A 20,469-nucleotide genomic window follows, 5' to 3' on the forward strand; every position below is an offset into this window, starting at 1 on the left:
TGGGCGAAAGTATACCTTACGGTCATGGGACCTGGGGGGTTGCCTTCTCACCCCGGACGGCGGTCGCGGGAGTGGGAAACTCCTCCGGGTCGATGGGGACCTCGACGATGGTCGGCTTGCCCGAGCGCAGGGCCGCCGTGATGGCGTCTCCGATCTGATCGGGATGCTCCACGTAGTATCCCTCGGCGCCGAAGAGTCGGGCGAACTGGTCGTAGCGTGGGTTCCCGAGATCGCAGCCGATGTAGCGTCCGCCATAGAAATGCTTCTGGTAGGCCTTCTCGGAGCCCCAGCAATTGTTGTTCATCACCAGGGTGACGACATTGATCCCATGCCGTACCGCCGTCTCGATCTCCTGGGCATTCATGAGGAAGCCGCCATCGCCGTGGATGGCCAGCACGGGCGCATCGGGACGGCCGAGCTTGGCCCCCAGAGCCTCCGGGAATGCGAAGCCCAGTCCGCCGAGGTCGAGGGGAGTGAGAAAGGTGCGGGGCCGGCTGAAGTGCAAGCGATCGTATCCGTAGGCCGGCGCCGCTCCCGCGTCGAGCGCGACGATGGTCTCTGGGGGCAGCGCGCGGCGGAGCTCGGCATAGACCCGCTGGGGTTTGAGCGGCGTCGCCTGGAAGCCAGCCTCGGCGGCGAGCCGGGCCTCGCGCTGGGCCCGCAGCGCCTCGGCCTCGTGTCGCCACGCCTGGCGGGCCGAGCCAACGCCGTCGCGGCCGAGGGTGTCCAGCAAGGCCCGGCACGCCTCCCGCGCATCCGCCTGGATTCCTATCGACGTCGCGTAGTAGCGGCCGATATCTCTGCTCTCGACGTCTATCTGGATGATGGCGGTCTCGGGCCGGATATGGCGGTGGTCGAAGTGGGTCGTGAAGTGCGCAAGCCGCGAGCCCATGACGAGGAGGAGATCGGCGCGCCGGCAGGCCGCGGCCGCCTCCGGCGATCCGGCGCGGCCGAGCGGCCCTATGTAGAGAGGATGCCCATTGGGGACGGCGTCGTTGCGGCCATACGCGGTGATCATCGGGATCGCGTGCTGCTCGCTCAGACGCACCACGAGGGCATTCGCGTCGGCCCGCGTGACGCCGCCTCCCACCAGGAGAAGCGGTCGCTCGGCTTGCCGCAGGAGGCGCGCCGCCTCCGCGATGGCGTCTGGATGCGGAGGCAGCGGATGAGTCACTCGATACCCTCCCGGCGCGAGCTCTCCTCCCGGGAGCGTCTGATCGTTCAGGACATTTCGCGGGATCTCCACGAAGACGGGTCCGCGACGTCCGGTCATGGCCGCGCGCAGGGCCGCGCGCAGCAGCTCGGGAATGCGCCCCGGCGAGGGGATCTGGATGGCCAGCTTGGTCACGGGTCGGAACATGCTCACGAGATCGAAGTCCTGGAACGCATCCTTCCGGTAGTGGTCCAGGTCGACGCCGCCGACCAGGACCACCACGGGGGAATGGGCGACATGGGCCGCGGCCACGCCCGTGAGAAGGTTGGTGGCCCCGGGGCCGCTCGTGACGAGACAGACGCCGGGCACATCCGTCACCCGGGCCAGTCCGTCGGCCATGAAGGCGGCCGCCTGCTCGTGACGGACATTGATGTACTCGACGCTGCGGTCGTCGTAGAGCGCGTCGAGCACATCCAGAAAGGTCGAGCCGACGATCCCGAAGATGTACCGGACCTGCTCGGCCTTCAGCAGCTCCACGACCGCGCGTCCGGCGCTCCGCTCGCTCATCGGTCCAGCTACACTAGCATGCTCGGAGGGAGGTCAGCGGACCGGCAAGAGACGGGGTGGACGGGCCCCGCGGCGCGGGGCACCCCTCACGGGAATGTAGTCGAGCTCGATCCGGGCCCTGGCCTGGCGCAGGAGGAGTCCGCCGCGGCTCATATCGCCGCGGCCCACGAAGGCCGGCGGGAAGCGCAGACGCTCGCCGAGGACTTCGAGGAGCGGATCGAGGTACTTGCCCGTGGCGATGCTGCCCAGCAAGACGACCTCGCCGCCGGGCCCAAGGGCGTCGGCGAGACGACGCGCCTTTTGCAAGAGCGGACGACGATACCGGGGGTCGTCCACGTGAATGTCCACGCTGGCGAACCGCCGCAGTCGTTTGACGTCGACGCGCGTCTCCGGGGGCTCGAGCCCGTCGGTGGGAGTGATCACGTAGACGCCGGGCAGCCCGGGGGGCGGGCTCGCGAAGGCCTCTGCGTAGGTGAGCTTGCCCCGGAAATAGAGCCCGCTCAGGAAGGAGAAGACCTCACCGAGAGGTGCCCCGGCCACGCTACGGACGCGCATGGCCAGATCGAACCGAGCGCGCGCGCTCAGCATGAGCAGGGCACGCTCTCCGCCACAGTGGGCGGGGGAGAGCAGGAAGATGCGGCTCACGCCCGCCTGGCCGCGGCCACTGGCCTGGCCTCGAGAGCTCCTACCTTCGGTAGCTTCTGCCGTATCGTCCAGTAGCGCGCCCACGGGTCCACCTTGAGGCCGGCCAGACGTCGCGGCAGGTTCACGATCGTGTAGTGGTCGGAAGTGATCGCGGGCGAGAGCTCCTCCCAGCCCAGCGGTACGGAAACGGGTGCCGAGGGCTTGGCGCGCGTGGAGTAGGCGGCCACGCTGGTCGCTCCCCGGACATTCCTCAGGTAGTCGATGAAGATCTTGCCCTGGCGCACGCTCTTCGCCATGTGCGCGACGTAGCCGCGCGGGTCCTCTCTGGCGATGCCCTGGGCCAGCGTTCGGGCAAAGGCGGCGCCCTCGTCCCAGGTCGGCCCAGGTGAGAGGGGCGCCACCACGTGCAAACCCTTGCCCCCCGTGGTCTTGACGAAGCTCTCGAGGTGAAGCGCGAGGAGCCGCTCGCGGATGAGCCGGGCGCCCTCGACCACGCGCTTCCAGGTGACTCCGGGGCCCGGATCGAGGTCGAAGACGAGGCGGTCCGGCTGCTCGAGCCGCTCCACCACCGAGTTCCACGTGTGGATCTCGAGGATGCCGATCTGGACCAGCCCGATGAGGGCGGCGAGCGAATCGACGACCAGGTACTCGCCGATCTTCGTTCTCTCCCGGATCTTGACTCGTCGCAGACTCTCGGGTGCCCAGGTGCCGACGTGCTTCTGATAGAAGCATTCCTTGGCGACGCCCTCGGGGCAGCGCACGAGCGCGGTCGGCCTGCCCGCGAGATGCGGCAGGATCCAGTCGGCGATCGATTCGTAGAAGAGCGCGAGGTCGCGCTTCGTCGTCTTCGGAGCTGGATAGAGGACGCGGTCGGCGTGGGTGAGCCGGACGCCGGCGACCACGGCCTCGCCGGGTCCTTTCACGGATGCGGGGGTCGGGCTCTGGCGATTCTTTCCCTTGGCCGTTTTCGTCGACGAGGTCGGCATCTCGACCACCTCCTCCACGCGCACTGGAAGCTCTCGCACCACCGAGGTCGCCGGCTTGTCCTCGCGCAGACCTTGGAAGGACGGATGGCGCATCTTGCCATCGGCCGTCCACTCGCTGAAGCTCACCTCGGCCACCAGCTCGGGCTTGACCCAGTGCGGCCGCCCGACGCCGGTCGGATTCGTGGCGAACGGGCACGCCTTCTGCTCGAGAGGCGCCAGTCGCTTCTTGAGCGCACGGAGGGTCTTCTGGTCGAAGCCGGTTCCCACCTTGCCAGCATAGACGAGGCGCCCGTCCTCGTAGACGCCGACGAGGAGAGCGCCGATCCCGATGCGCGAGCCTTCCGGGTCGGTATAGCCGCCGATCACCACTTCCTGCCGCTTGACGCACTTGATCTTGAGCCAGTCCGCGCCTCGCGTGCTCCGGTATTGCGCATCCCGTCGCTTCGCGACCACGCCTTCGAGCCCGAGCCGGCAGGCATGCGTGAAGAAATCCGGCCCGTCGCCGGCCACGTGATCGCTGTATCGCACCGACCCTGACTTGCCGTTGCCCGACGCGAGCAGACGCTCGAGCACCGCCTTGCGCTCTTCGAGCCGGGCCCCCGTGAGATCCCAGCCATTCAGGTGCAGAAGATCGAAGACCATGTAGACGAGCTGGCCGCGACCCGTGCCCGAGAGGAAATTCTGCAGGGCCTGAAAGCTGGTGGTGCCGTCGGGGTGGAGCACCGCGATCTCGCCGTCGAGCATCGCCCGCTCGGCGAGAAGATGCCCCACCGCCTCGGCAATGCTGGGGAACTTCTCGGTCCAGTCGCGCCCGTTGCGGCTCAGAAGCCTGACGCGCCCATGATCGAGCCGGGCGAGAATGCGATAGCCGTCGTATTTCATCTCGTGGAGCCAGGCATCTCCGCTCGGGGCCTGGCTCACGAGAGTGGCGAGCTGGGGTGGAACGAACTTCGGAAGCGCCGCGTGGCGGGCTCCGGGCACGTCGGCGACCGAGACGGGCGCGTGACCGCGGCTCCGGCGCGCCGGGGCCGGGCGAGGCGCGGCCGGCGGCTTCCGCGGGGTGGCGGTCTTCTTGCCGCCGTCCCCATCGGAGTGCCACACGCGGTCCTCGGCGGCGGCAATTTCCTCCAGCGTTCTCCCCGTGAGCACGCTCTTGGGTTTGAGCTCGACGACGTTGGCCGAGCGCCCGGAGCGCGCCTCGGCATCGCGCTCCTTTATCAGGAGCCAGCTCCGTCCGCTGTCGTCGCCACGACGCCCGCCTCGGATCCTCACGAGCGCCCAGCCCCCGCGGAGCTTTTCGCCCTTGAGAACGAACTTGAGGTTGCCGGCCCGGTAGGCCTGGTGAGGATCGCCGACGGGCTCCCAGGTGCCGCGATCCCACAGGAGCACCGTCCCGCCTCCGTACTCGCCTTTCGGGATGATGCCCTCGAAGCTGCCGTATTCGAGCGGGTGGTCCTCCACGTGCATGGCGAGGCGCTTGTCGGCGGGGTCCAGGCTCGGCCCTTTGGGCACCGCCCAGCTCTTCAGCACTCCGTCGAGCTCGAGCCGGAAATCGTAGTGCAGCCGGCTCGCCGCGTGCTTCTGGACGACGAAGAGGAGCTCGCCCTTGCGACGCCGGGGCGCGGCTTTGCCCGAGGGTTCTGGAGTTTTCTTGAAGTTGCGCTTTCGACGATACTCGCGCAATCCCATGGGTTCATCTTTCCACGGGTGGCCCTCTCCGTCTACCGGAAGCCCCAGAGCTTCCGGAGCGGCTTGACGCGGCCGCTGTTGCCGGAGCAGTATCTCCGCCGAGGGTCGATCTTCTGAAGGCGATAGGCCGGACCAACTGAAGCTGGCGACGAGGAGGGGAAGTCATGAGATTACTCAGCGACCGCGAGCGGAAGGCATTGCGGGGGGCGGAGACGGCATCCTTTCCCGGCCCGATTCCCACCCAGAGCGTCTCCAGCGATGAGTTCATGCCGGCGCCCCAGACCGACAAGCAACGCCGCGTGGAGACGCGGATCAAGGACTGGGGGGGCGAGCTGGCGAAGAAGCATGGGATGTCCCGCCGGCACTTCCTCGCCACTGCCTCCGGCATGGCCACGGCGTTCCTCGCCATGAACGAGGTCTACGGCCCGCTCTACGGGGTGAGCCGGGCCGAGGCCGTCGACCGCGCCATGGCCGCCGAGCGGGCGGATTCGCTTAAGGGCCAGTTCGTGATGGACTGCCACACGCATTTCCTGCGCGATGACACGCGCATCCAGACCTTCGTCATGCAGCGCCAGGCCGTGGGGAAGGCGGGATGGAATCCCGCGCTGTCCGGCAAGGAGCAGACGATCGAGGACCTGAAGTTCGCGAACTACTACAAGGAGGTCTTTCTCGATAGCGACACCAAGGTCGCGCTGATCTCGGGGGCGCCGTCGGACATCGCGCAAGACTGGTTCCTCACCAACGAGATGAAGGCGGAGGCGCGCGCGCGGGTGAACCGGGAGGCGGGGTCCCGCCGGATGCTGAGCCATGCCATCTTCACCCCGGGGCAGCCCGGCTGGCTGGAAGCGATCGACCGGGCGATCAGCGACCTGAAGCCTGACTCGTTCAAGGGCTATACCATCGGCGACAACACGAACAAGAAGCTCAGCCAGTATCCGTGGCGCATGGACGACACCAAGGTCACTTACAAGGCCTACGAGAAGTTCCTCAAGGCGGGTTTGGTGAACGTCTGTGTCCACAAGGGGCTCTTCCCGCCGTCCGTCGAGCAGCAATTTCCACACCTCCTCGCCTACTCGGACGTCCGGGACGTGGGCAAGGCGGCCAAGGACTGGCCGCAGCTCAACTTCATCATCTATCACTCGGCCTATCGATTCGCGGGCGGGGGAAAGGTCGAAGCGGCCTGGGCCCAGTTCGAGCAGACCGGACGCATCGAGTGGGTGACCGACCTCGCCGAGATCCCATCGAAGTTCGGCGTGACCAACGTCTACGGCGACCTCGGCCAGATCTTCGCCCAGAGCACCATTGCCGACCCGCGGGTCGCCGCGGCCATGATGGGACAGCTCGTGCGCGGGCTGGGCGCGGACCGCGTCGTGTGGGGCTCGGACGCCATCTGGACCGGCTCGCCTCAGTGGCAGATCGAGGCGCTCCGGCGTCTGGAGATCCCCGAGGACATGCAGAAGAAGCACGGATTCAAGCCCCTGGGAGCGGCCGACGGACCCGTCAAGAGCGCCATCCTGGGCGAGACCAATGCCCGACTCTACAAGTACGAGAAGCGGGCCGCTCTGGCTACCGACCGTCTCTCGGCCTTGAAGAGCGAGTACGAGAAGGAGGGCGGGACCCGCAGCAACCTGCGCTACGGGTATGTCCTTCCCTCGCGCCTCTCGGCATGAAGCTCGGCGGGAAGACGGCCTTCATCACGGGGGCCAGCCGCAACATCGGCCGCGCCATCGCGCTGGCCTTCGCCGCCGAGGGCGCGGATCTCATCGTCAACACGCGGGTGAACCGGGACGAGCTGGAAGCGGTGGCCGAGGAGTGCCGCAAGGCCGGGGTGCGTGCCGTCCCCGCCCTCGGCGACATCGCCGATGCCGCGGCCGTGGACCTCATGGTGAAGGAGGGGCTGGCGGAGCTGGGGGCCATCGACATTCTCGTGTGCAATGCGGCCATCCGGCCCCACAAGTCCATGGCGGAGACCTCGCTCGAGGACTGGCATCACGTGATGGGCGTCAATCTCCACTCCGCCTTCTACCTCGCGCGCGCCGTCATACCGGGCATGAAGGAGCGGAGGCGGGGCAGCATCATCGCGATCGGCGGGCAGTCGAGCCTGACCGGTCGGCCGAACACCGCCGCGGTGACCGCGGCCAAGACGGGAATGCTCGGCTTCGTGCGGGCCCTCGCCGCCGAGCTGGGGCCGTTCGGCATTCGCGCCAATGTGGTCATCCCGGGCACCATGGACACCGAGCGGCGCTATGCCGAGTGGTATCCGACGCCGCCGGGGGCGCCGGAGCAGCTCAAGCAAATCCCGCTGGGGCGGCTGGGGCGGCCCGAGGAGATTGCCGACGCCTGCGTGTTTCTCGCCTCGGATGCCTCGGCCTATATCACCGGGGACGAGATCCGCGTGATGGGGGGGCGGATCATTGGATAGCAGCAGTTGGGGCTAGTGACATCAGCTCGTCCGAGCGCGGACGACCAGGAGGCGCGATGAGACGGAAAGCTTCGCCTACGAGCCGGTGGCTGGCCCTCGCCATCGCCGGGCTGGGGATGTGGACCTGGACAACTTCGGCCCAGGCCGCGGAGATCAAGGTGCTGAGCGCTGGTGCCGTGAAGGGTATCGTGACGGAGCTCGCGGAGACATTCCGACAGGAGACGGGCCACACGGTCACCATCACGCCGGGGACGGCGGGCGAGCTGAGGCAGAAAGTCGAGGCGGGCGATTCTGCGGATGTGGTCATCGTCACCGACACCGTGCTGGAGCAGCTCGCGGCGAAGCGGCTCGTGGTGGCGGACACGCGGGCCGACTTGGCCCGGACGGCCATCGGGGTCGCGGTACGCGAGGGCGCCCCCCTTCCCGACATCTCGACGGTAGAGGCGTTCAAGCAGACGGTGCTGGCCGCGAAGTCGCTCGTGTACACGGATCCGGGCCGCGGCGCCACCAGCGGGATTCACTTCGCCGGGGTCCTCCAGCGCCTGGGCATTGCCGATGCGGTGAAGGACAAGACGGTGCTCTGGCCGGGCGGCTACGCGGCGGAGGCGATCGTGAAGGGCCAGGCCGAGCTCTGCGTGCATCAGATCAGCGAGATCCTCCCCGTGAAGGGCGTGACGCTCGTGGGGCCGCTGCCGAGGGAGCTTCAGAAGATCACCACCTATTCCGCCGCCATTTCCACACGGGCGGCCACCCCCGAGACGGCGCGTTCTTTCATCGCGTTCGTGACCAGACCCTCCTTCAAGCAAAAATTCGTCGTTGCGGGTCTCGACTACCGCGAGTGAGGACCGAATCATGACCGATCGACCGATACGCGTGGGGTTCGTGGGAGCCGGCAAGAACACCAAGCTCCACCACATTCCGAAGCTCAAGGCGCAGCCTGGCGTCGAGCTGGTGTCCGTGGCCAATCGCAGCAAGGAATCGGGCGAGCGCGTGGCCAGCGAGTTCGGCATCGGCCGGGTCCACGGGGACTGGCGGGAGGTGGTGGGGGCCAAGGACATCGACGCGGTCTGCATCGGTACCTGGCCCTACATGCACTGTGAGATCACCCTGGCCGCCCTCGAGCAGGGCAAGCACGTCCTCTGCGAGGCGCGCATGGCCATGAATGCCGCCGAGGGGCGGCGCATGCTCGAGGCCTCGCGACGGGCGCCCCACCTGATCACCCAGCTCGTGCCCTCGCCCCCCACCCTCGAGGTCGACTCGACTCTGCAGTCCCTGCTGGGCGAGGGGTATGTCGGTGAGGTGCTCGCCGTCGAGCTGCAGACCACCCAGGGCGGCCGTTTCGTCGAGCGCGAGGAGCCGCTGCACTGGCGCCAAGACGTGTCGCTCAGCGGAAACAATGTCCTCAACATGGGCATCTGGTACGAAGCGATGATGCGCTGGCTGGGTCCGCTCCAGCGCGTGACGGCCATGACCAAGATCGCCGTGCCACGACGGCGCGACGCCAAAGGCGCCCTGCAGGATGTCAAGGTGGCCGATCACATAGACATCCTGGGAGCCCTCCGGGGCGGCGGCGTCGCCCACCTTCGCTTCAGCGCGGTCACGGCGTTCGGGCCGCAGTCCGAGGTGTGGATCTTCGGCAGCGAGGGGACGCTGCGGCTCGAGGCGGACGCCAAGCGCGTGTCCGGCGGGCGGCGCGGCGACAAGGAGCTGCGGGAGATCCCCATTCCCAAGGAGAAGCGGATCGGCTGGCGCGTCGAGGAGGAGTTCGTCAACGCCATCCGTGGCCGCGAGAAGATCTCGCGCACCAACTTCGAGGACGGCGTGCGCTACATGGAGTTCACCGACGCCGTGGCTCGGAGCGTTGCCTCCGGCAAGACCGAGAACGTCGCCGACCTCTAGAATCACCCCTCACCCTGCCCTCTCCCCCTCTGGGGGCGAGGGATCAAAATGAATCCCTCTCCCTCGGAGAGGGAGAGGGTGGGTGAGGGTGGGGTGAGGGGTGGCGTTGTCTCGCGAATGACCCAGGCTAAGGAGCGAGGAGGAAGGGGACGTCCGCGCTCTTCGCCACTGATCTGAGCTGCTCCATCAGGTCGTCGGGGACGGGCACCCCGTTCTGAAGCCGCTCCTTCCGCGTGGCCATCTCCGGGTCGCCTGCCACGAGCACGGGCTGGTCCGGATCGGCCCGCTTGGCGTCGTGCAGCACGTCGATCACCTCGTCGAGATCCCGCTCGAACTCGCCCTCCGCGCGGAAAGCCCGCGGATTGATGGCCATGAAGAAGTGGCCGATATTGTGGGGATCCGATTCTCGCTGCGTGCGCTTGCGAATCGGCGAGAACGAGGCGCCGGAGAGCGCTCCGCCGAGTATGTGCACGAGGACGGCCAGGCCGTAGCCCTTGTGACCGCCCAGGTCACGCGTGCCGCCGAGAGGCGTGATACCGCCCTCCGGCTTTTCGAAGACATGGCTGAATGCCTCCACGGGGTCCGTCACTGCCTGGCCGCTCGCGTCGACCACCCAGCCCGGGGGCAGCGACTTGTGGTTGAGCTTGTAGACCTTGACCTTTCCCGCCGCCACCGTGGTCGTGGCCATGTCGAGCTGAAAGGGCGGATTGCGCCGGGCCGGCGCCGCGAAGGCGAGCGGGTTCGTGCCCATGATGGGCTCCGCAGCGAATGTCGGCACCAGGGTCACGCCCCGGGTGGACGCGGTGACCATGCCGATGACGCCACGATCGGCCGCGATCTTCGAGTAGCAGCCGGCGGCGCCGAAGTGGTGGGAGTTGAACACCGACACCACGGCCACCCCGGTGACGAGGCACTTGTCGACGGCGAGGTTCATGGCGTGCACGGAAATGGGATGGCCGAGCGAAGCGTCCGCGTCGATGAGGGCCATGGCCGCTCCGTCGCGCACCGTCTTGAACACCGGGTGCATGTTGAGGCGGCCCCGGCGGAATTCCTGGTCGTAGCTGGGCAGCATCGAGATGCCGTGAGAATCGACGCCGCGCAGGTCGGTCTCCACCATCATCTCCGCCGTGGTGTCGGCATGCGGCGGGGACATGCCCCAGGCGCGAAACACGGACACGAGCTGCTGGCGGATCTGTTCCGAGGGGACTCGCATGGCTTGGCTCCCGAGCTGGGGTCTGCTCATTTGGCGGCGGCGCCGTGAATGGGAAAGGCGGGCGGGATGATCCGGTCCACGGACGCGCCATCCCAGCGCCAGGTGGGCACGTGGGTCCAGAAGCGCTGGGTCACCTGGCGGGCCTTGGCATACACCTCGTCCTCGTCGATCCGGGTGGTGCGACCGCCCTGGACGAGGATCTTGCCGTCCACGATCACCGTGTCCACGTCGCGCCCGGACCCGGCGTCGATCAGGGCCTTGATGGGATCGGCGTAGACGGGGGCGCCGAGATGGTCGAGGTTGATGAGGAGGATGTCGGCCTTGGCGCCGGGAGCGAGGCGCCCGAGGTCGTCGCGGCGCAGGAACTTGCAGCCTCCGAGGGTGGCGGCATTGAAGACGTCGCGATGCTGGCCCGCCTGGTAGTTCGCGTCGGCGACCTTGGCCAGGATGGACGCCCAGCGTAGCTCCGCCACCATGTCCATGGGGAAGGTGTCGGTACCGATGGCGAGGTTCACCCCCGCATCGAGGTAGCGCTGGAAGGAGCACAGGATCATGGCCATCTTGGCGTACTTGTACGGACAGTGCCCCACGGTGGCGCCGCGCTCCGCGAGCACGCGGAGGTCGTCTCCGAACGGGTAATGGCTCCAGGCATGCGCCGTGGTGAAGACGGCGTGGCCGATGAGGGCGCGATCGTCGAGGAATCCGATATCGGCGAGGAACTGGATGGGCGTCTTGCGGTACTCGTCCATGATCCGCTGGAACTCCACGAGGTTGCCCCCCGCGTGCGTGTGCACGGGCACGTCCAGCTCCTGCGCGGCGTCCTTGCACGCGCGCAGCAAGGGTTCGCTGCACGTCTCGACCTGAGACGGGTTGAGCATGCCGCGAAGCCGCCCCTGCGCGGCGCCATCGTACTCGCGGATGAAGGCCACGGCGTCCTTCAGTCCTTGCATGCCGAGATTGGTGTCATGGTCGTAATAGAGGCGGCCCTGGGCGTCGGTGAAGGTGTTGCGATCGCGGAAGGGCGGGCTGCCGTACACGCGCACGCCCAGCTCGTCGATCAGACGCACGTACCCTTCCCAGTCCCCGCGCTGGCCCCCCACGTCGATGATGGTGGTGGTGCCTTGCCGGAGGGCGTGGAGGAAGACGAAGGTGCGGAGGGCGGCCACCGCCTCGGGCGGCGGCGGGGTCATCTTGCCTTTCAGCGGCGCGGCGAAGCTCATGTAGTTCGAGGTGCGGTAGTCGTTCTTCGCCATGTCGAGGAGGAGATAGTCGCCCGCGTTGCCGGTCGTGTGGACATGGGTATTGATGAAGCCTGGCGAGACGAGCTTGCCCCGCGCGGAGAGGCGGGTGTCGGCCGGGCCCGCGTACGATCCGCCGGCATGCACGATGCGGTCGTCGTCGAAGACCACGCTGCCCTGCTCGTATACCTCGTGACTCTTGCCGTTGAACGCGACCACCCAGCCGCCTTCGATGAGCGTCCTCATGGCCTGACCTCCCTGAAGAGGGGAACCCGCGGAACCGGCCCCCCGTCGATAGCAACCCGGGCCCGTGATGTCAAGATGGAGAGGCTGGCCTGGCCTCGAAAGCGGGCGGGGCCCGTGCGGCTCTTGACCGGCCACGCGGGCGTGGGTAGTCTTGGCGGACCTGCGGCGACCGCAGAGAGGAGTGACGGCATGACCACGGGGCAGGTGACGGCCGGGCGCGTCTCCCCGCGCCTCGAGCCCCGCTCCCGGGAGATCGGTCTCCTCGGCTGAGCCAAGCCCGTGGGCGGAGCTCGGGCTCCCGCCCCCCTCTATGCTTTGTCGAAGAGCTTGAGGGCGAGGGCCCCGTGCGTCACCGCCGCGCCGGCGCGCAGGGCGGCGGCGATGAAGGCCGCCTCCGTGACCTGCTCGCGGGTGGCCCCCGCCTGCTTGGCGTTGCGCGTGTGGACATCCAGGCAGTACGGGCACTGGGTGGTGCAGGCGACGGCGAGGGCGATCAGCTCGCGATACTTGCGCGGAATGCTGCCGTCGTCCCGCCCCACGATGGAATCCAGCTCGACAAAACCCTTGAATTCCGCGGGGGCGAGCTTCTTGAACTCCCCGAGAACCTTGAGGTCATCGGTGTCGTGATAGTGGCTCATGCGGTTCCCCCTCGTTGAATCGCTGGGTGAGAATCAGCCCGACATGGGACAGGTGTGCGCGGGTATACCCTCGTCTAGGAACCGGGAATCGTGATGACATCGGGGAGATATTGTGATGACGCGCCGTAAAATTGCTGGTGTGGTGGCCCTCGCCGCCTTGCTGATGCCGACTCCCGCCGGCGCGGCGTGCGCCCGGTCCAGCCTTCCCCGCGACGCGCCGATGGTCCTGGTGCTCTCGGGCGGAGGCGCCAAGGGCGCCTACGAGGCCGGCGTGGCCGCGGCCTTCGTGGAGCGCGGGCTGCCGATCCGCCTGGTGGCCGGCTCGTCGGCGGGAGCGCTCAATGCCGCCATGGTCGCCAGCGGCCGGGCTGATCGGCTGGAGACGATGTGGCGCACCGTCCAGCGCGAGCGGGTCTACACGCTGCGCGCATCTGTGTTCTTCGCAGGTTTCCTGCCGGGCTGGCTCACCCTCTTTGCCCTCAACGAGATCAGCTCGCTCTTCGATCCCGCCCCGCTTCGTGAGCTGATCACCACCTCCCTCGACTTCGACCGCATTCGCGCGTCCCCCCTGCGTCTCCTCGTGACGGCCACGGACCTGGCCAGCCGCGAGAAGCGCGTGTTCGACAACCAAACCGTCACCGTGGATGCCCTCATGGCCGCCGCGGCCGTCCCGGGACTCTTCCCGCCCGTGGAGGTGGACGGCACCCTCCTCGTGGACGGCGGGCTGACGGGTCGCGCGCCGGTCCTGGAAGCGCTCGAAGCGGATGCCTCCGTGGGTCGCGCGGTGGTGGTGATGAGCTATGCGCCGACGGAGCGCGGGGCGGAGCCCACGACGATGCGCAGGGCCCTCGAGGAGAGCTTCGAGCTCATGATGATCCAGCAGATCCGACGAGACACCGAGCTGGCCAGGCTCCGGCACCCGGCCGTGGACGTCCAGCTCCTGGCGCCCTCGTCGCCGCTCCTCCTCCGGCCCCTCGACTTCGACGCCGAGGCCATCACGCGTCTGCTCGCCCTCGGGCGCGCCGACGCCCTCACCTGCCTCGAAGCGTGGGACCGCCGCTGAGGACCTGCCGTGATTGCCGAAGCCCAGCGCGCGAGGACCTTCCGCGTTCGAGCGCCGGCTTCGCCGGCGCAATGTGATTCTGGGGGGAGGTTCGGAAGGGGGACGGAGCCCCCTCCGAACTAAATTAGCCCGTAGAACTTGCCCGCGTTCTCGCAGGTCATCTTGTGAGTCAGCTCGGCGGGCAGATGGCCGAACTGCTCGTCGATGTATTTCGACGACTCCGGCCACACGCCGTCACCGTGCGGATAGTCCGAGCCCCACATCAGCGATTCGACACCCATGTCGTCGATGAGCTTGGTGCCGATGCGGTCGAACTGGAAGGTGGCCTTGCACTGGCGGCGCCAGTAGTCGCTCGGCTTCATCTTGAGGCCGAGGTCGTGGAAGCGGTCCTCCCATTCGAAGTCCATCCGGTCGAGCGCGTAGGGCACCCAGCCGATACCGCTCTCTCCGAAGGCGATGCGCACCCGGGGATAGCGCTCGAGGACGGCGCTGCCGATGATGGCGGCCAGGATGTTGACGAGGTTCATCTGGAAGGCGGACACCACGGTGAAGAAGGCGGCCCGACGGACGCGGCCCTGCGCCTTGTCGAGCACGCTCGGATCGAGGGCGGGGAAGGTGTGGAAGTGCAGGGGCAGGCCCACGTCGTTGACGGCCTGCCAGAGCGGCTCCCAGATGGGGTGCCACATCGGCTCCATGTCCCACGAGCAGGAGAGCTCCACGCCGCGGAGGCCGAGCCTGGCCACCCGGTAGATCTCCTTCACGGCGGCGTCGATGTCGCCGTAGGGCAGGCAGGCCAGGCCGATGAAGCGGCCGGGATCGTGGCGGCAGAAGTCCACGAGCCAGTCGTTGTAGATGCGGAACATCTCCGTGGCCGCTTCGTGATCGCGGAGGCGGGTGGCCGCGCCGAGAATGCCGTACATCACTTCGGCCTGGACGCCGTCGCGGTCCATGTCCTTGGCCCGCAGCGCGGGGTCAGACACGCGCCGGATGCCCTTCTTGCCGTCGTCGTAGAGTCCGGTGGCCGCCATGACGTCCACCCGGTGATGCTGGCCGGGCACATATTTCTGGCCGGCCGGCCCCACCCCGTTGACGAGGCCGAAAGACGTGCCGTTCTTGCAGGTCCAGTACGGTCCGTCCGGCCCTTCTGCCGTGAAGGGCATGCGGTCCTTGAGGGCCGCCGAAGCATTCGAGGTGAAAAGATCCGGCGGCATCCAGGGAAGGTCGAGGTGGCAGTCGGCGGAAATCCTCGTGTAGCTCATGTCGCTCCTCCGCGGTGAAGGCTCTCTCGCTCGGCCGCGCCGGGATGCTCAAAGGGCCGGATGCGCCCACGCTAGCACAGACTCGGCGATTTCGCTTCCCAGCGGTAGAGCAGGGGTTACCGGCGGGTCTGACCGATGCGATTCCGGGGCAGAGCGGGCGCGCTTTCCGTGATCCCTCTCCCCCCTCGGGGGAGAGGGCAGGGTGAGGGGGCAAAGGGTACGCGTGATCGATCGAGCCCCTCACCCTGACCCTCTCCCCAGAGGGGAGAGGGATGAAGAAAGGCACGTGAAACGTACGTTCTGCTACGAGGTCGCGCGCGCTCGGGGCTTCAAGAGCTTCGCGCGAAGCTCTTCCACTTGCTGGGGAAACGGCGTGCCGCCTCGTGCGGTCATCGGCGTCTGCTCGGCAAGGCCCGTGTGAAGCTCGACGAAGACAGGACCTTCCGTCTTGAGCAGCTCGGGAAGCCGTCGCTTGAAGTCGTCGATGTCGCGGATGGCAGAGGCATGACGATAGCCCGCGGCCTTGGCCATCATGACGAAGTCGACGGTGAGGCCGCCCGGGATGACCTGAGCGCCCGACGTGTGATAGACGCCGTTCTTGAAGAGGAGGTGCACGAGGTTCCGCGGGGCGGCGCCCGCGACCGTGGCGAGCGATCCGAGCTGCATGAGGAGCGAGCCGTCTCCATCGAAGACGATGACGCGCCGATCTGGCCGGGCCAGAGCAATCCCCAGGCCGAGAGAGGACGCGCCGCCCATGAAACCGGCGCAGGTGGCGGACAGATCATCGGGAGCGATGGTGCGCCAGGCCGGCGCCGTGGTCATGGTCGGGATGCAGACGGCGGTGCCGCGCTGAGCCGCGATGAGGCTCAGGACTTCTTCTGGCTTCATAGCCATTTTAGTTTGATCTGGGAGGGAGCGGCGTCGCTCCTCCCCCAGACCCCCCCCACCACATTTACCTGACCCATTGTGGGTGATTCGGATCGTGTCCTCATTAGATGGTCTCCAGCCCGACGAGGACGGCGGTGGGGCCGCGCCGCTGGCGGCTCAGCCGGTAGTACTCGGGAATCAGGCGCACGTCGTTGGGGCCCTCGAGCCGCGCATGCGGGACTCCGAAGGTATCGAGGAGCGGCTCGCAGTAACGGACCATGGAGTGGCGCGACTCCTTCGGATCCTTGTCCTTCTCGCGGCTCAGGAGCCCGATCATGTAGAAGACGGGCACCCGGCCGTCCATGGCCACGCCCCGGAGCGTGTTGATGGAGGCATAGAGGCCCGCGTGCTGGATCATGAGCACTACCGGCTCGCCGCCGATGTGAAGCCCCGCCGCGATGGTGGTGGCCTCGTCCTCCGTGGCGCAGGTGACGACGCGGATGGCCTCTTCCTTGTCGAGCGCGGCGAGCACCGATTTCTGGTGGGTGTCCGGCACGCTCAGGATCCAGCCGAGGTGGCTGTGGCGCGGGGGCTCGGCGACTTCCGCAGCGAGGGCGGCGCGCGCCTCGCGGAAGGTGTCCTTCAGCGTGTCGATGATGAGCGGGGCGGGAATGGATTCGGCCATGGATCTCCCCTTCGAGTCGTTGCGGTACCGGCTAGAGATGCGGTAAGACGGCGGCCGCGAAGAGCCGTGTACCTTCCGGGCGTGGCGCGTCGGCGAAGTTCACGGTGAGCCGGCGGGCCCCGCGCTTGATGATGCCGAGGAGGGCGTCGGTGACCTGGGCCGGCGTGCCCGCGAGGCGGATGTCCTGCATGGGCCGGATATGGGGCTGCGTCTTGAGTCGCTCCACCTCGCCCTCCGTCTCGGCGATCAGGATGCCCGCGCGGAGGACCTGGACGATCTCGTCATAGTCGCGGCCGACTTCCTTGCAGTGGGTCTTGAGCACCTCCTGCTTGTGGGCGTACGTCGCGTCGTCGCGGAAGCTGTAGTTCCACCAGTCCGCGTGCTTGGCCACGGCGCGCAGCAGATACTTCTCGCCGTGGCCGCCCACCACGACGGGCGGGAGGGGATCGGGCCTGGGCTCGCAGTAGGCGCCGCTGATCTGGTAGTGCTCGCCCTTGTAGCTCGCGGGCGAGGTCGTCCACATGAGCCGGATCAGCTCGATGGCCTCGCACATCTGGGCGATGCGCACGGGCGTGGGCGGGAAGGGCCAGCCGTAGGCGCGATACTCCTCTTCGTTCCAGCCGGCGCCGATGCCCAGGACCACGCGGCCTCCGGAGAGGGCATGAGCGGTCGCCACCATCTTGGCCAGGTGCGCGGGATTGCGGAAGCTGTTGCAGATCACCTCGTGGGTGCACATCTTGTCGGGATAGCGGGCGAGGGCATACGCGAGGAGCGTCCAGCCCTCGGCGACCTTGTGAGCGCCGTACTGCACGTGATCGGGAAACCAGAGCGATTCGAAGGGCCCGACGGTCTGGTCGAGATACGGAAAGGTGTCCTCCATCAGCCTCGACCAGACATTGAGACCCACGGGGATGGGCATGGACGGCTCCTCAGAACCAGCTGGATTTGTCGACCACGTTGCGCAGCGGCTGCCCGGCCAGGAAGCTCCGGCAATTGTCACGGAGGATCTCGTAGCGTCGGTCGTCGAGATAGGGACCATAGCCCGCCGTGTGAGGCGTGATCAGCACTCCCGGCATCGTCCAGAGGGGATGCGTGGCGGGAAGCGGCTCCTGTTCGAAGACGTCGAGCCCGGCCCCGGCGATCTCTCCGGCCTTGAGCGCGGCCACGAGGTCATCGAGGCGGGTGGTCATGCCGCGTCCGATGTTGATGAAGAACGCGGTGCGCTTCATCCGCTGGAAGCGCGCGCGGTTCATGAAGCCTTCGGTAGCGGGGGTGTGCGGGACGGTCAGGATCACGAAGTCGGCCTGCGGCAGCAGGGCGTCGAGCGCGTCGGCGCCGTGGAGGGCCGTCACGCCCGGCGGCGTGTCTCGGCGGCGCGCGTCCACGCCGATCACGCGCATCCCGAAGGCCGAGGCGAGCCGGGCCACTTCCGCGCCTATCCCGCCCACCCCGACGATGAGCGCCGTCGCCTCGGGCAGATGAATCACGCCGGTGTCGTGCGCCCCCGGGCGCCACTCCTGCTTCAGCTGACGGGGCAGGTACTGATGCAGTCCGCGCGCAAAGGCCAGGACGAAGGCCATGATGTGCGCGGCGATATGGTCGTTATAGATCTCGCGGAAATTGGTGACGACCACCGGATGGTCGATCAGCTCCGGGTAATACCACCCCGCGGGCGGCGCCGCCTGGGGCGCCTGCAGCCAGCGGAGGCGCGTGGCCGCGGGCAGGAGCGCGCGGGGCAGGGTGCCGAAGGCGCAGTCGGCCTCGGCGATGGCCTGGGCGGCCTTGTCGGCGTCCTCGGCAACGACGACAGAGACATCGGGCACCTCGAGGGCGAGCCGCGCCGCCCACTGGTGCGTCGTCTTGGTCTGGGGCGGCAGCATGAGGAGGTTGGCGGGCATCGGGCCTCGACATTACGCGATCCCGCCTCGCTCGGTCAACGGCCGCTGAAAAAGGCCCATCTGCGGGAGTGCGGCGCCCTCGATCGCACGCTCAACGTACGTGGCAGTTCGAGCTGAGAGGCGCAGCCACGAGGCGAGGGCTGAGTGAGAACTACGCCTCGCGTGCGGATCAACTCAGCCCTCGTCTCGCGTCGGCCAATGGCCGCCGCTCAACTCGAACTGCGGGGCGCCGCCTCGCATCTGGACCTTTTTGAGCGGCCGACTAGGCGATCTTGATGATGCCGGGCTCGACCGTGGTGAAGCGGCCGGCGACCTCGGGATCGTGGCCGGCCACGATGAGCTTCTCGGCCCCCGCCAGCGCGTGGATGGTCTCGAAGGCCTCGAGCATCTCGGGAAGGCTGGTGATGATCTGCACGGGCTGGCGCGTCTCGACGTTGCGGTAGAAGTGGGAGGCATCGGAGGTCAGGACCACGGTGCCGCGCGCGGTCTTGACGGTGACGATCTGCAGGCCGGCGGTGTGGCCGCCCACGCGATGGACGCGAATCCCCGGCAGCACGTCCTGGTCGCCGTCGAGGATGCGGATGCGATTGGCGTAGTTGAGCGTCACCAGGCCGGCCAGGGCATTGACGTTGGCCGACCCGCGGAAGGCCGGCATCGACCCGTAGCGCCCCGTCCAGAACGCCACCTCCTCTCGCTGGATCCAGAACTCGGCGCTCGGGAAGAGGCTGTGTCCGGCCCAGTGGTCGTAGTGGAGGTGGGTGATGAGCGACACCGGCACGTCGGCGGCCTTGACGCCGGCGCGCTCGACCGCTGCCGCCGGGGTGATGTAATTTCGGATGCCGCGGGCCTGGGCATCGTCGTCGAGGAAGCCCGTGTCCACGAGGATCGGGTGGGGGCCACCCAGGATGAGCCACACGAAGTAGTGGAGGGTGATCGGCGCGTGCGACGACTCGCGGTAGAAGAACTGGCAGGCCGTAGTGTCCCGCTCGCCGTACTTGAGGGCGTAGACCTCGTACATGTGTGTCCTCTCGTGCTGCTGGACGGGCTCAGCTCAGGGTGGCGCCCTGGGCATTGACGTAGACGGAGTAGAGAGACTGGCTGCTCGCCAGGAAGAGCCGGTTCCGCTTGGGGCCGCCGAAGCAGAGATTGGCGCAGCGCTCGGGAAGCAGGATGCGCCCGATCAGCTTGGCCTCGGGATTGAAGATGGCCACGCCGTCCTGCCCCTCGCCGCCGCCGAAGCCGCACCAGAGATTGCCCTCGGTGTCGCAGCGGAAGCCGTCCGGGACGCCCGTGCCCGTATTGATGAAGGGGCGCCCATTGGCGAGCTTGGTGCCGTTGTCCACCACGTCGAAGACGCGGATCTCTCGCGGGGTCGCCCCGCTGACCACCACGTAGAGCAGCTTCTCGTCGGGGGAGAAGCAGAGGCCGTTGGGCCGTGGAATATCTCCGGTCACCACCGTGGCCTGGCCGTTCTTATCGACGCGGTACACGTTGGTGGGCAGCTCGGGCGTGGCCGTGTGCCCTTCGTAGTTGCTGAGGATGCCGAAGGGCGGATCGGTGAACCAGATGGAGTCGTCCGACTTGACCACGACGTCGTTGGGGGAGTTCAGCGGTTTGCCCTGGAAGCGGTCCAGGACCACGGTGATGGTGCCGTCGTATTCGGTGCGCGTGACCCGCCGGCTGTCGTGCTCGCAGGTGACCAGCCGACCCTGGCGGTCACGTGTATTGCCGTTGGCGAAATTGGACGGCTTGCGGAAAACGCTGACCTGGCCCGTCTCCTCTTCCCACTTCATGATGCGGTTGTTGGGGATGTCGCTCCAGAGAAGGTAGCGGCCGTCCCCGAACCAGACCGGACCTTCAGACCAGCGGAAGCCGGTGGCGAGACGCTCGACGGCCGCGTTTCCGATCCGGTATTTCGCGAAGCTCTGGTCGACGATCTCGATGGCGGAGTCGGGGTATGGCGCCGGGCTCGACGCCCAGCGGCCCTGGCCCAGGGCCATG

Annotated in this window: 19 protein-coding genes; 6 read left to right on the forward strand and 13 right to left on the reverse strand. The window is 67.8% G+C overall.

Going from position 1 to position 20,469, the window contains the following annotated elements; translation table 11 throughout:
• Positions 1-22: 22 nt before the first annotated feature.
• Genes VGT00_04300 through ligD form a run of 3 tightly spaced genes read right to left on the reverse strand, consistent with a single transcriptional unit; the run spans position 23 to position 5,040 of the window.
• Entirely contained in the window at positions 23-1,720 is a 1,698-nt protein-coding gene (locus VGT00_04300; protein HEV8530618.1) for a thiamine pyrophosphate-binding protein, read from the reverse strand.
• Positions 1,721-1,753: 33 nt separating this feature from the next.
• Positions 1,754-2,365, reverse strand: coding sequence for a hypothetical protein (locus VGT00_04305; protein HEV8530619.1), 612 nt, complete (start codon positions 2,363-2,365; stop codon positions 1,754-1,756).
• Entirely contained in the window at positions 2,362-5,040 is a 2,679-nt protein-coding gene (ligD, locus tag VGT00_04310; protein HEV8530620.1) for a DNA ligase D, read from the reverse strand. The genes VGT00_04305 and ligD overlap by 4 nt, the downstream gene beginning before the upstream one ends.
• 164 nt (positions 5,041-5,204) lie before the next feature.
• Here ligD and VGT00_04315 point away from each other — a divergent pair, with 164 nt between their 5' ends.
• The 4 genes from VGT00_04315 to VGT00_04330 are packed head-to-tail and all read left to right on the forward strand — an operon-like array spanning position 5,205 to position 9,361.
• Positions 5,205-6,710 (forward strand): amidohydrolase family protein, encoded by a 1,506-nt coding sequence (locus VGT00_04315; protein HEV8530621.1) that lies wholly within the window; start codon positions 5,205-5,207, stop codon positions 6,708-6,710.
• A complete protein-coding gene (locus VGT00_04320; protein HEV8530622.1) occupies positions 6,707-7,462 on the forward strand; it encodes an SDR family oxidoreductase in 756 nt (251 codons plus the stop codon). The genes VGT00_04315 and VGT00_04320 overlap by 4 nt, the downstream gene beginning before the upstream one ends.
• Before the next feature lie 56 nt (positions 7,463-7,518).
• A complete protein-coding gene (locus tag VGT00_04325) occupies positions 7,519-8,304 on the forward strand; it encodes a substrate-binding domain-containing protein (protein ID HEV8530623.1) in 786 nt (261 codons plus the stop codon).
• 10 nt (positions 8,305-8,314) lie between these two features.
• Complete coding sequence (locus tag VGT00_04330) at positions 8,315-9,361, forward strand: Gfo/Idh/MocA family oxidoreductase (GenBank protein ID HEV8530624.1); 1,047 nt, start codon at positions 8,315-8,317, stop codon at positions 9,359-9,361.
• 127 nt (positions 9,362-9,488) lie between these two features.
• Here VGT00_04330 and VGT00_04335 read toward each other — a convergent pair whose 3' ends face one another.
• Together VGT00_04335 and VGT00_04340 are read right to left on the reverse strand one after the other, a co-directional pair.
• Entirely contained in the window at positions 9,489-10,574 is a 1,086-nt protein-coding gene (locus VGT00_04335; protein HEV8530625.1) for an Ldh family oxidoreductase, read from the reverse strand.
• Between the two features lie 26 nt (positions 10,575-10,600).
• Complete coding sequence (locus VGT00_04340) at positions 10,601-12,058, reverse strand: chlorohydrolase family protein (GenBank protein ID HEV8530626.1); 1,458 nt, start codon at positions 12,056-12,058, stop codon at positions 10,601-10,603.
• A gap of 75 nt (positions 12,059-12,133) precedes the next feature.
• Here VGT00_04340 and VGT00_04345 point away from each other — a divergent pair, with 75 nt between their 5' ends.
• Positions 12,134-12,328 (forward strand): hypothetical protein, encoded by a 195-nt coding sequence (locus tag VGT00_04345; GenBank protein HEV8530627.1) that lies wholly within the window; start codon positions 12,134-12,136, stop codon positions 12,326-12,328.
• 38 nt (positions 12,329-12,366) lie between these two features.
• Here VGT00_04345 and VGT00_04350 read toward each other — a convergent pair whose 3' ends face one another.
• Complete coding sequence (locus tag VGT00_04350; protein HEV8530628.1) at positions 12,367-12,696, reverse strand: carboxymuconolactone decarboxylase family protein; 330 nt, start codon at positions 12,694-12,696, stop codon at positions 12,367-12,369.
• 115 nt (positions 12,697-12,811) lie between these two features.
• On the opposite strand from VGT00_04350, the gene VGT00_04355 reads away from it, so the two are divergent.
• A complete protein-coding gene (locus VGT00_04355) occupies positions 12,812-13,759 on the forward strand; it encodes a patatin-like phospholipase family protein (GenBank protein HEV8530629.1) in 948 nt (315 codons plus the stop codon).
• Between the two features lie 119 nt (positions 13,760-13,878).
• On the opposite strand, the gene VGT00_04360 is transcribed toward VGT00_04355, so the two are convergent.
• The 7 genes from VGT00_04360 to VGT00_04390 form a co-directional block, all read right to left on the reverse strand.
• Positions 13,879-15,018, reverse strand: coding sequence for an amidohydrolase family protein (locus tag VGT00_04360; GenBank protein HEV8530630.1), 1,140 nt, complete (start codon positions 15,016-15,018; stop codon positions 13,879-13,881).
• Positions 15,019-15,321: 303 nt separating this feature from the next.
• The gene (locus VGT00_04365; GenBank protein HEV8530631.1) at positions 15,322-15,906 is read right to left on the reverse strand and encodes a thiamine pyrophosphate-dependent enzyme; all 585 of its coding nucleotides are present in this window, start codon (positions 15,904-15,906) and stop codon (positions 15,322-15,324) included.
• Positions 15,907-16,009: 103 nt separating this feature from the next.
• A complete protein-coding gene (locus tag VGT00_04370) occupies positions 16,010-16,570 on the reverse strand; it encodes a thiamine pyrophosphate-binding protein (protein HEV8530632.1) in 561 nt (186 codons plus the stop codon).
• A 31-nt stretch (positions 16,571-16,601) separates the two neighbouring features.
• Entirely contained in the window at positions 16,602-17,489 is an 888-nt protein-coding gene (locus tag VGT00_04375; protein HEV8530633.1) for an LLM class flavin-dependent oxidoreductase, read from the reverse strand.
• Between the two features lie 10 nt (positions 17,490-17,499).
• Positions 17,500-18,468: a D-2-hydroxyacid dehydrogenase gene (locus VGT00_04380; GenBank protein ID HEV8530634.1), complete on the reverse strand. Its 969-nt coding sequence runs from the start codon at positions 18,466-18,468 to the stop codon at positions 17,500-17,502.
• Positions 18,469-18,730: 262 nt separating this feature from the next.
• Positions 18,731-19,486, reverse strand: a complete 756-nt coding sequence (locus tag VGT00_04385) for an N-acyl homoserine lactonase family protein (protein ID HEV8530635.1) — start codon at positions 19,484-19,486, stop codon at positions 18,731-18,733.
• Positions 19,487-19,514: 28 nt separating this feature from the next.
• A complete protein-coding gene (locus VGT00_04390) occupies positions 19,515-20,468 on the reverse strand; it encodes an SMP-30/gluconolactonase/LRE family protein (GenBank protein ID HEV8530636.1) in 954 nt (317 codons plus the stop codon).
• Between the last annotated feature and the right edge of the window lies 1 nt (position 20,469).

This window comes from Candidatus Methylomirabilota bacterium, from assembly GCA_036002485.1.
GTDB lineage: Bacteria > Methylomirabilota > Methylomirabilia > Rokubacteriales > CSP1-6 > AR37.

Coding starts and splice junctions, on each gene's coding strand:
- VGT00_04300 (HEV8530618.1), bottom strand. CDS start 1,720: ATGAGCGAGCGGAGCGCCGGACGCGCGGTCGTGGAGCTGCTGAAGGCC.
- ligD (HEV8530620.1), bottom strand. CDS start 5,040: ATGGGATTGCGCGAGTATCGTCGAAAGCGCAACTTCAAGAAAACTCCA.
- VGT00_04315 (HEV8530621.1), top strand. CDS start 5,205: ATGAGATTACTCAGCGACCGCGAGCGGAAGGCATTGCGGGGGGCGGAG.
- VGT00_04320 (HEV8530622.1), top strand. CDS start 6,707: ATGAAGCTCGGCGGGAAGACGGCCTTCATCACGGGGGCCAGCCGCAAC.
- VGT00_04325 (HEV8530623.1), top strand. CDS start 7,519: ATGAGACGGAAAGCTTCGCCTACGAGCCGGTGGCTGGCCCTCGCCATC.
- VGT00_04330 (HEV8530624.1), top strand. CDS start 8,315: ATGACCGATCGACCGATACGCGTGGGGTTCGTGGGAGCCGGCAAGAAC.
- VGT00_04335 (HEV8530625.1), bottom strand. CDS start 10,574: ATGCGAGTCCCCTCGGAACAGATCCGCCAGCAGCTCGTGTCCGTGTTT.
- VGT00_04340 (HEV8530626.1), bottom strand. CDS start 12,058: ATGAGGACGCTCATCGAAGGCGGCTGGGTGGTCGCGTTCAACGGCAAG.
- VGT00_04345 (HEV8530627.1), top strand. CDS start 12,134: ATGGAGAGGCTGGCCTGGCCTCGAAAGCGGGCGGGGCCCGTGCGGCTC.
- VGT00_04350 (HEV8530628.1), bottom strand. CDS start 12,696: ATGAGCCACTATCACGACACCGATGACCTCAAGGTTCTCGGGGAGTTC.
- VGT00_04355 (HEV8530629.1), top strand. CDS start 12,812: ATGACGCGCCGTAAAATTGCTGGTGTGGTGGCCCTCGCCGCCTTGCTG.
- VGT00_04360 (HEV8530630.1), bottom strand. CDS start 15,018: ATGAGCTACACGAGGATTTCCGCCGACTGCCACCTCGACCTTCCCTGG.
- VGT00_04365 (HEV8530631.1), bottom strand. CDS start 15,906: ATGAAGCCAGAAGAAGTCCTGAGCCTCATCGCGGCTCAGCGCGGCACC.
- VGT00_04370 (HEV8530632.1), bottom strand. CDS start 16,570: ATGGCCGAATCCATTCCCGCCCCGCTCATCATCGACACGCTGAAGGAC.
- VGT00_04375 (HEV8530633.1), bottom strand. CDS start 17,489: ATGCCCATCCCCGTGGGTCTCAATGTCTGGTCGAGGCTGATGGAGGAC.
- VGT00_04380 (HEV8530634.1), bottom strand. CDS start 18,468: ATGCCCGCCAACCTCCTCATGCTGCCGCCCCAGACCAAGACGACGCAC.
- VGT00_04385 (HEV8530635.1), bottom strand. CDS start 19,486: ATGTACGAGGTCTACGCCCTCAAGTACGGCGAGCGGGACACTACGGCC.
- VGT00_04390 (HEV8530636.1), bottom strand. CDS start 20,468: ATGGCCCTGGGCCAGGGCCGCTGGGCGTCGAGCCCGGCGCCATACCCC.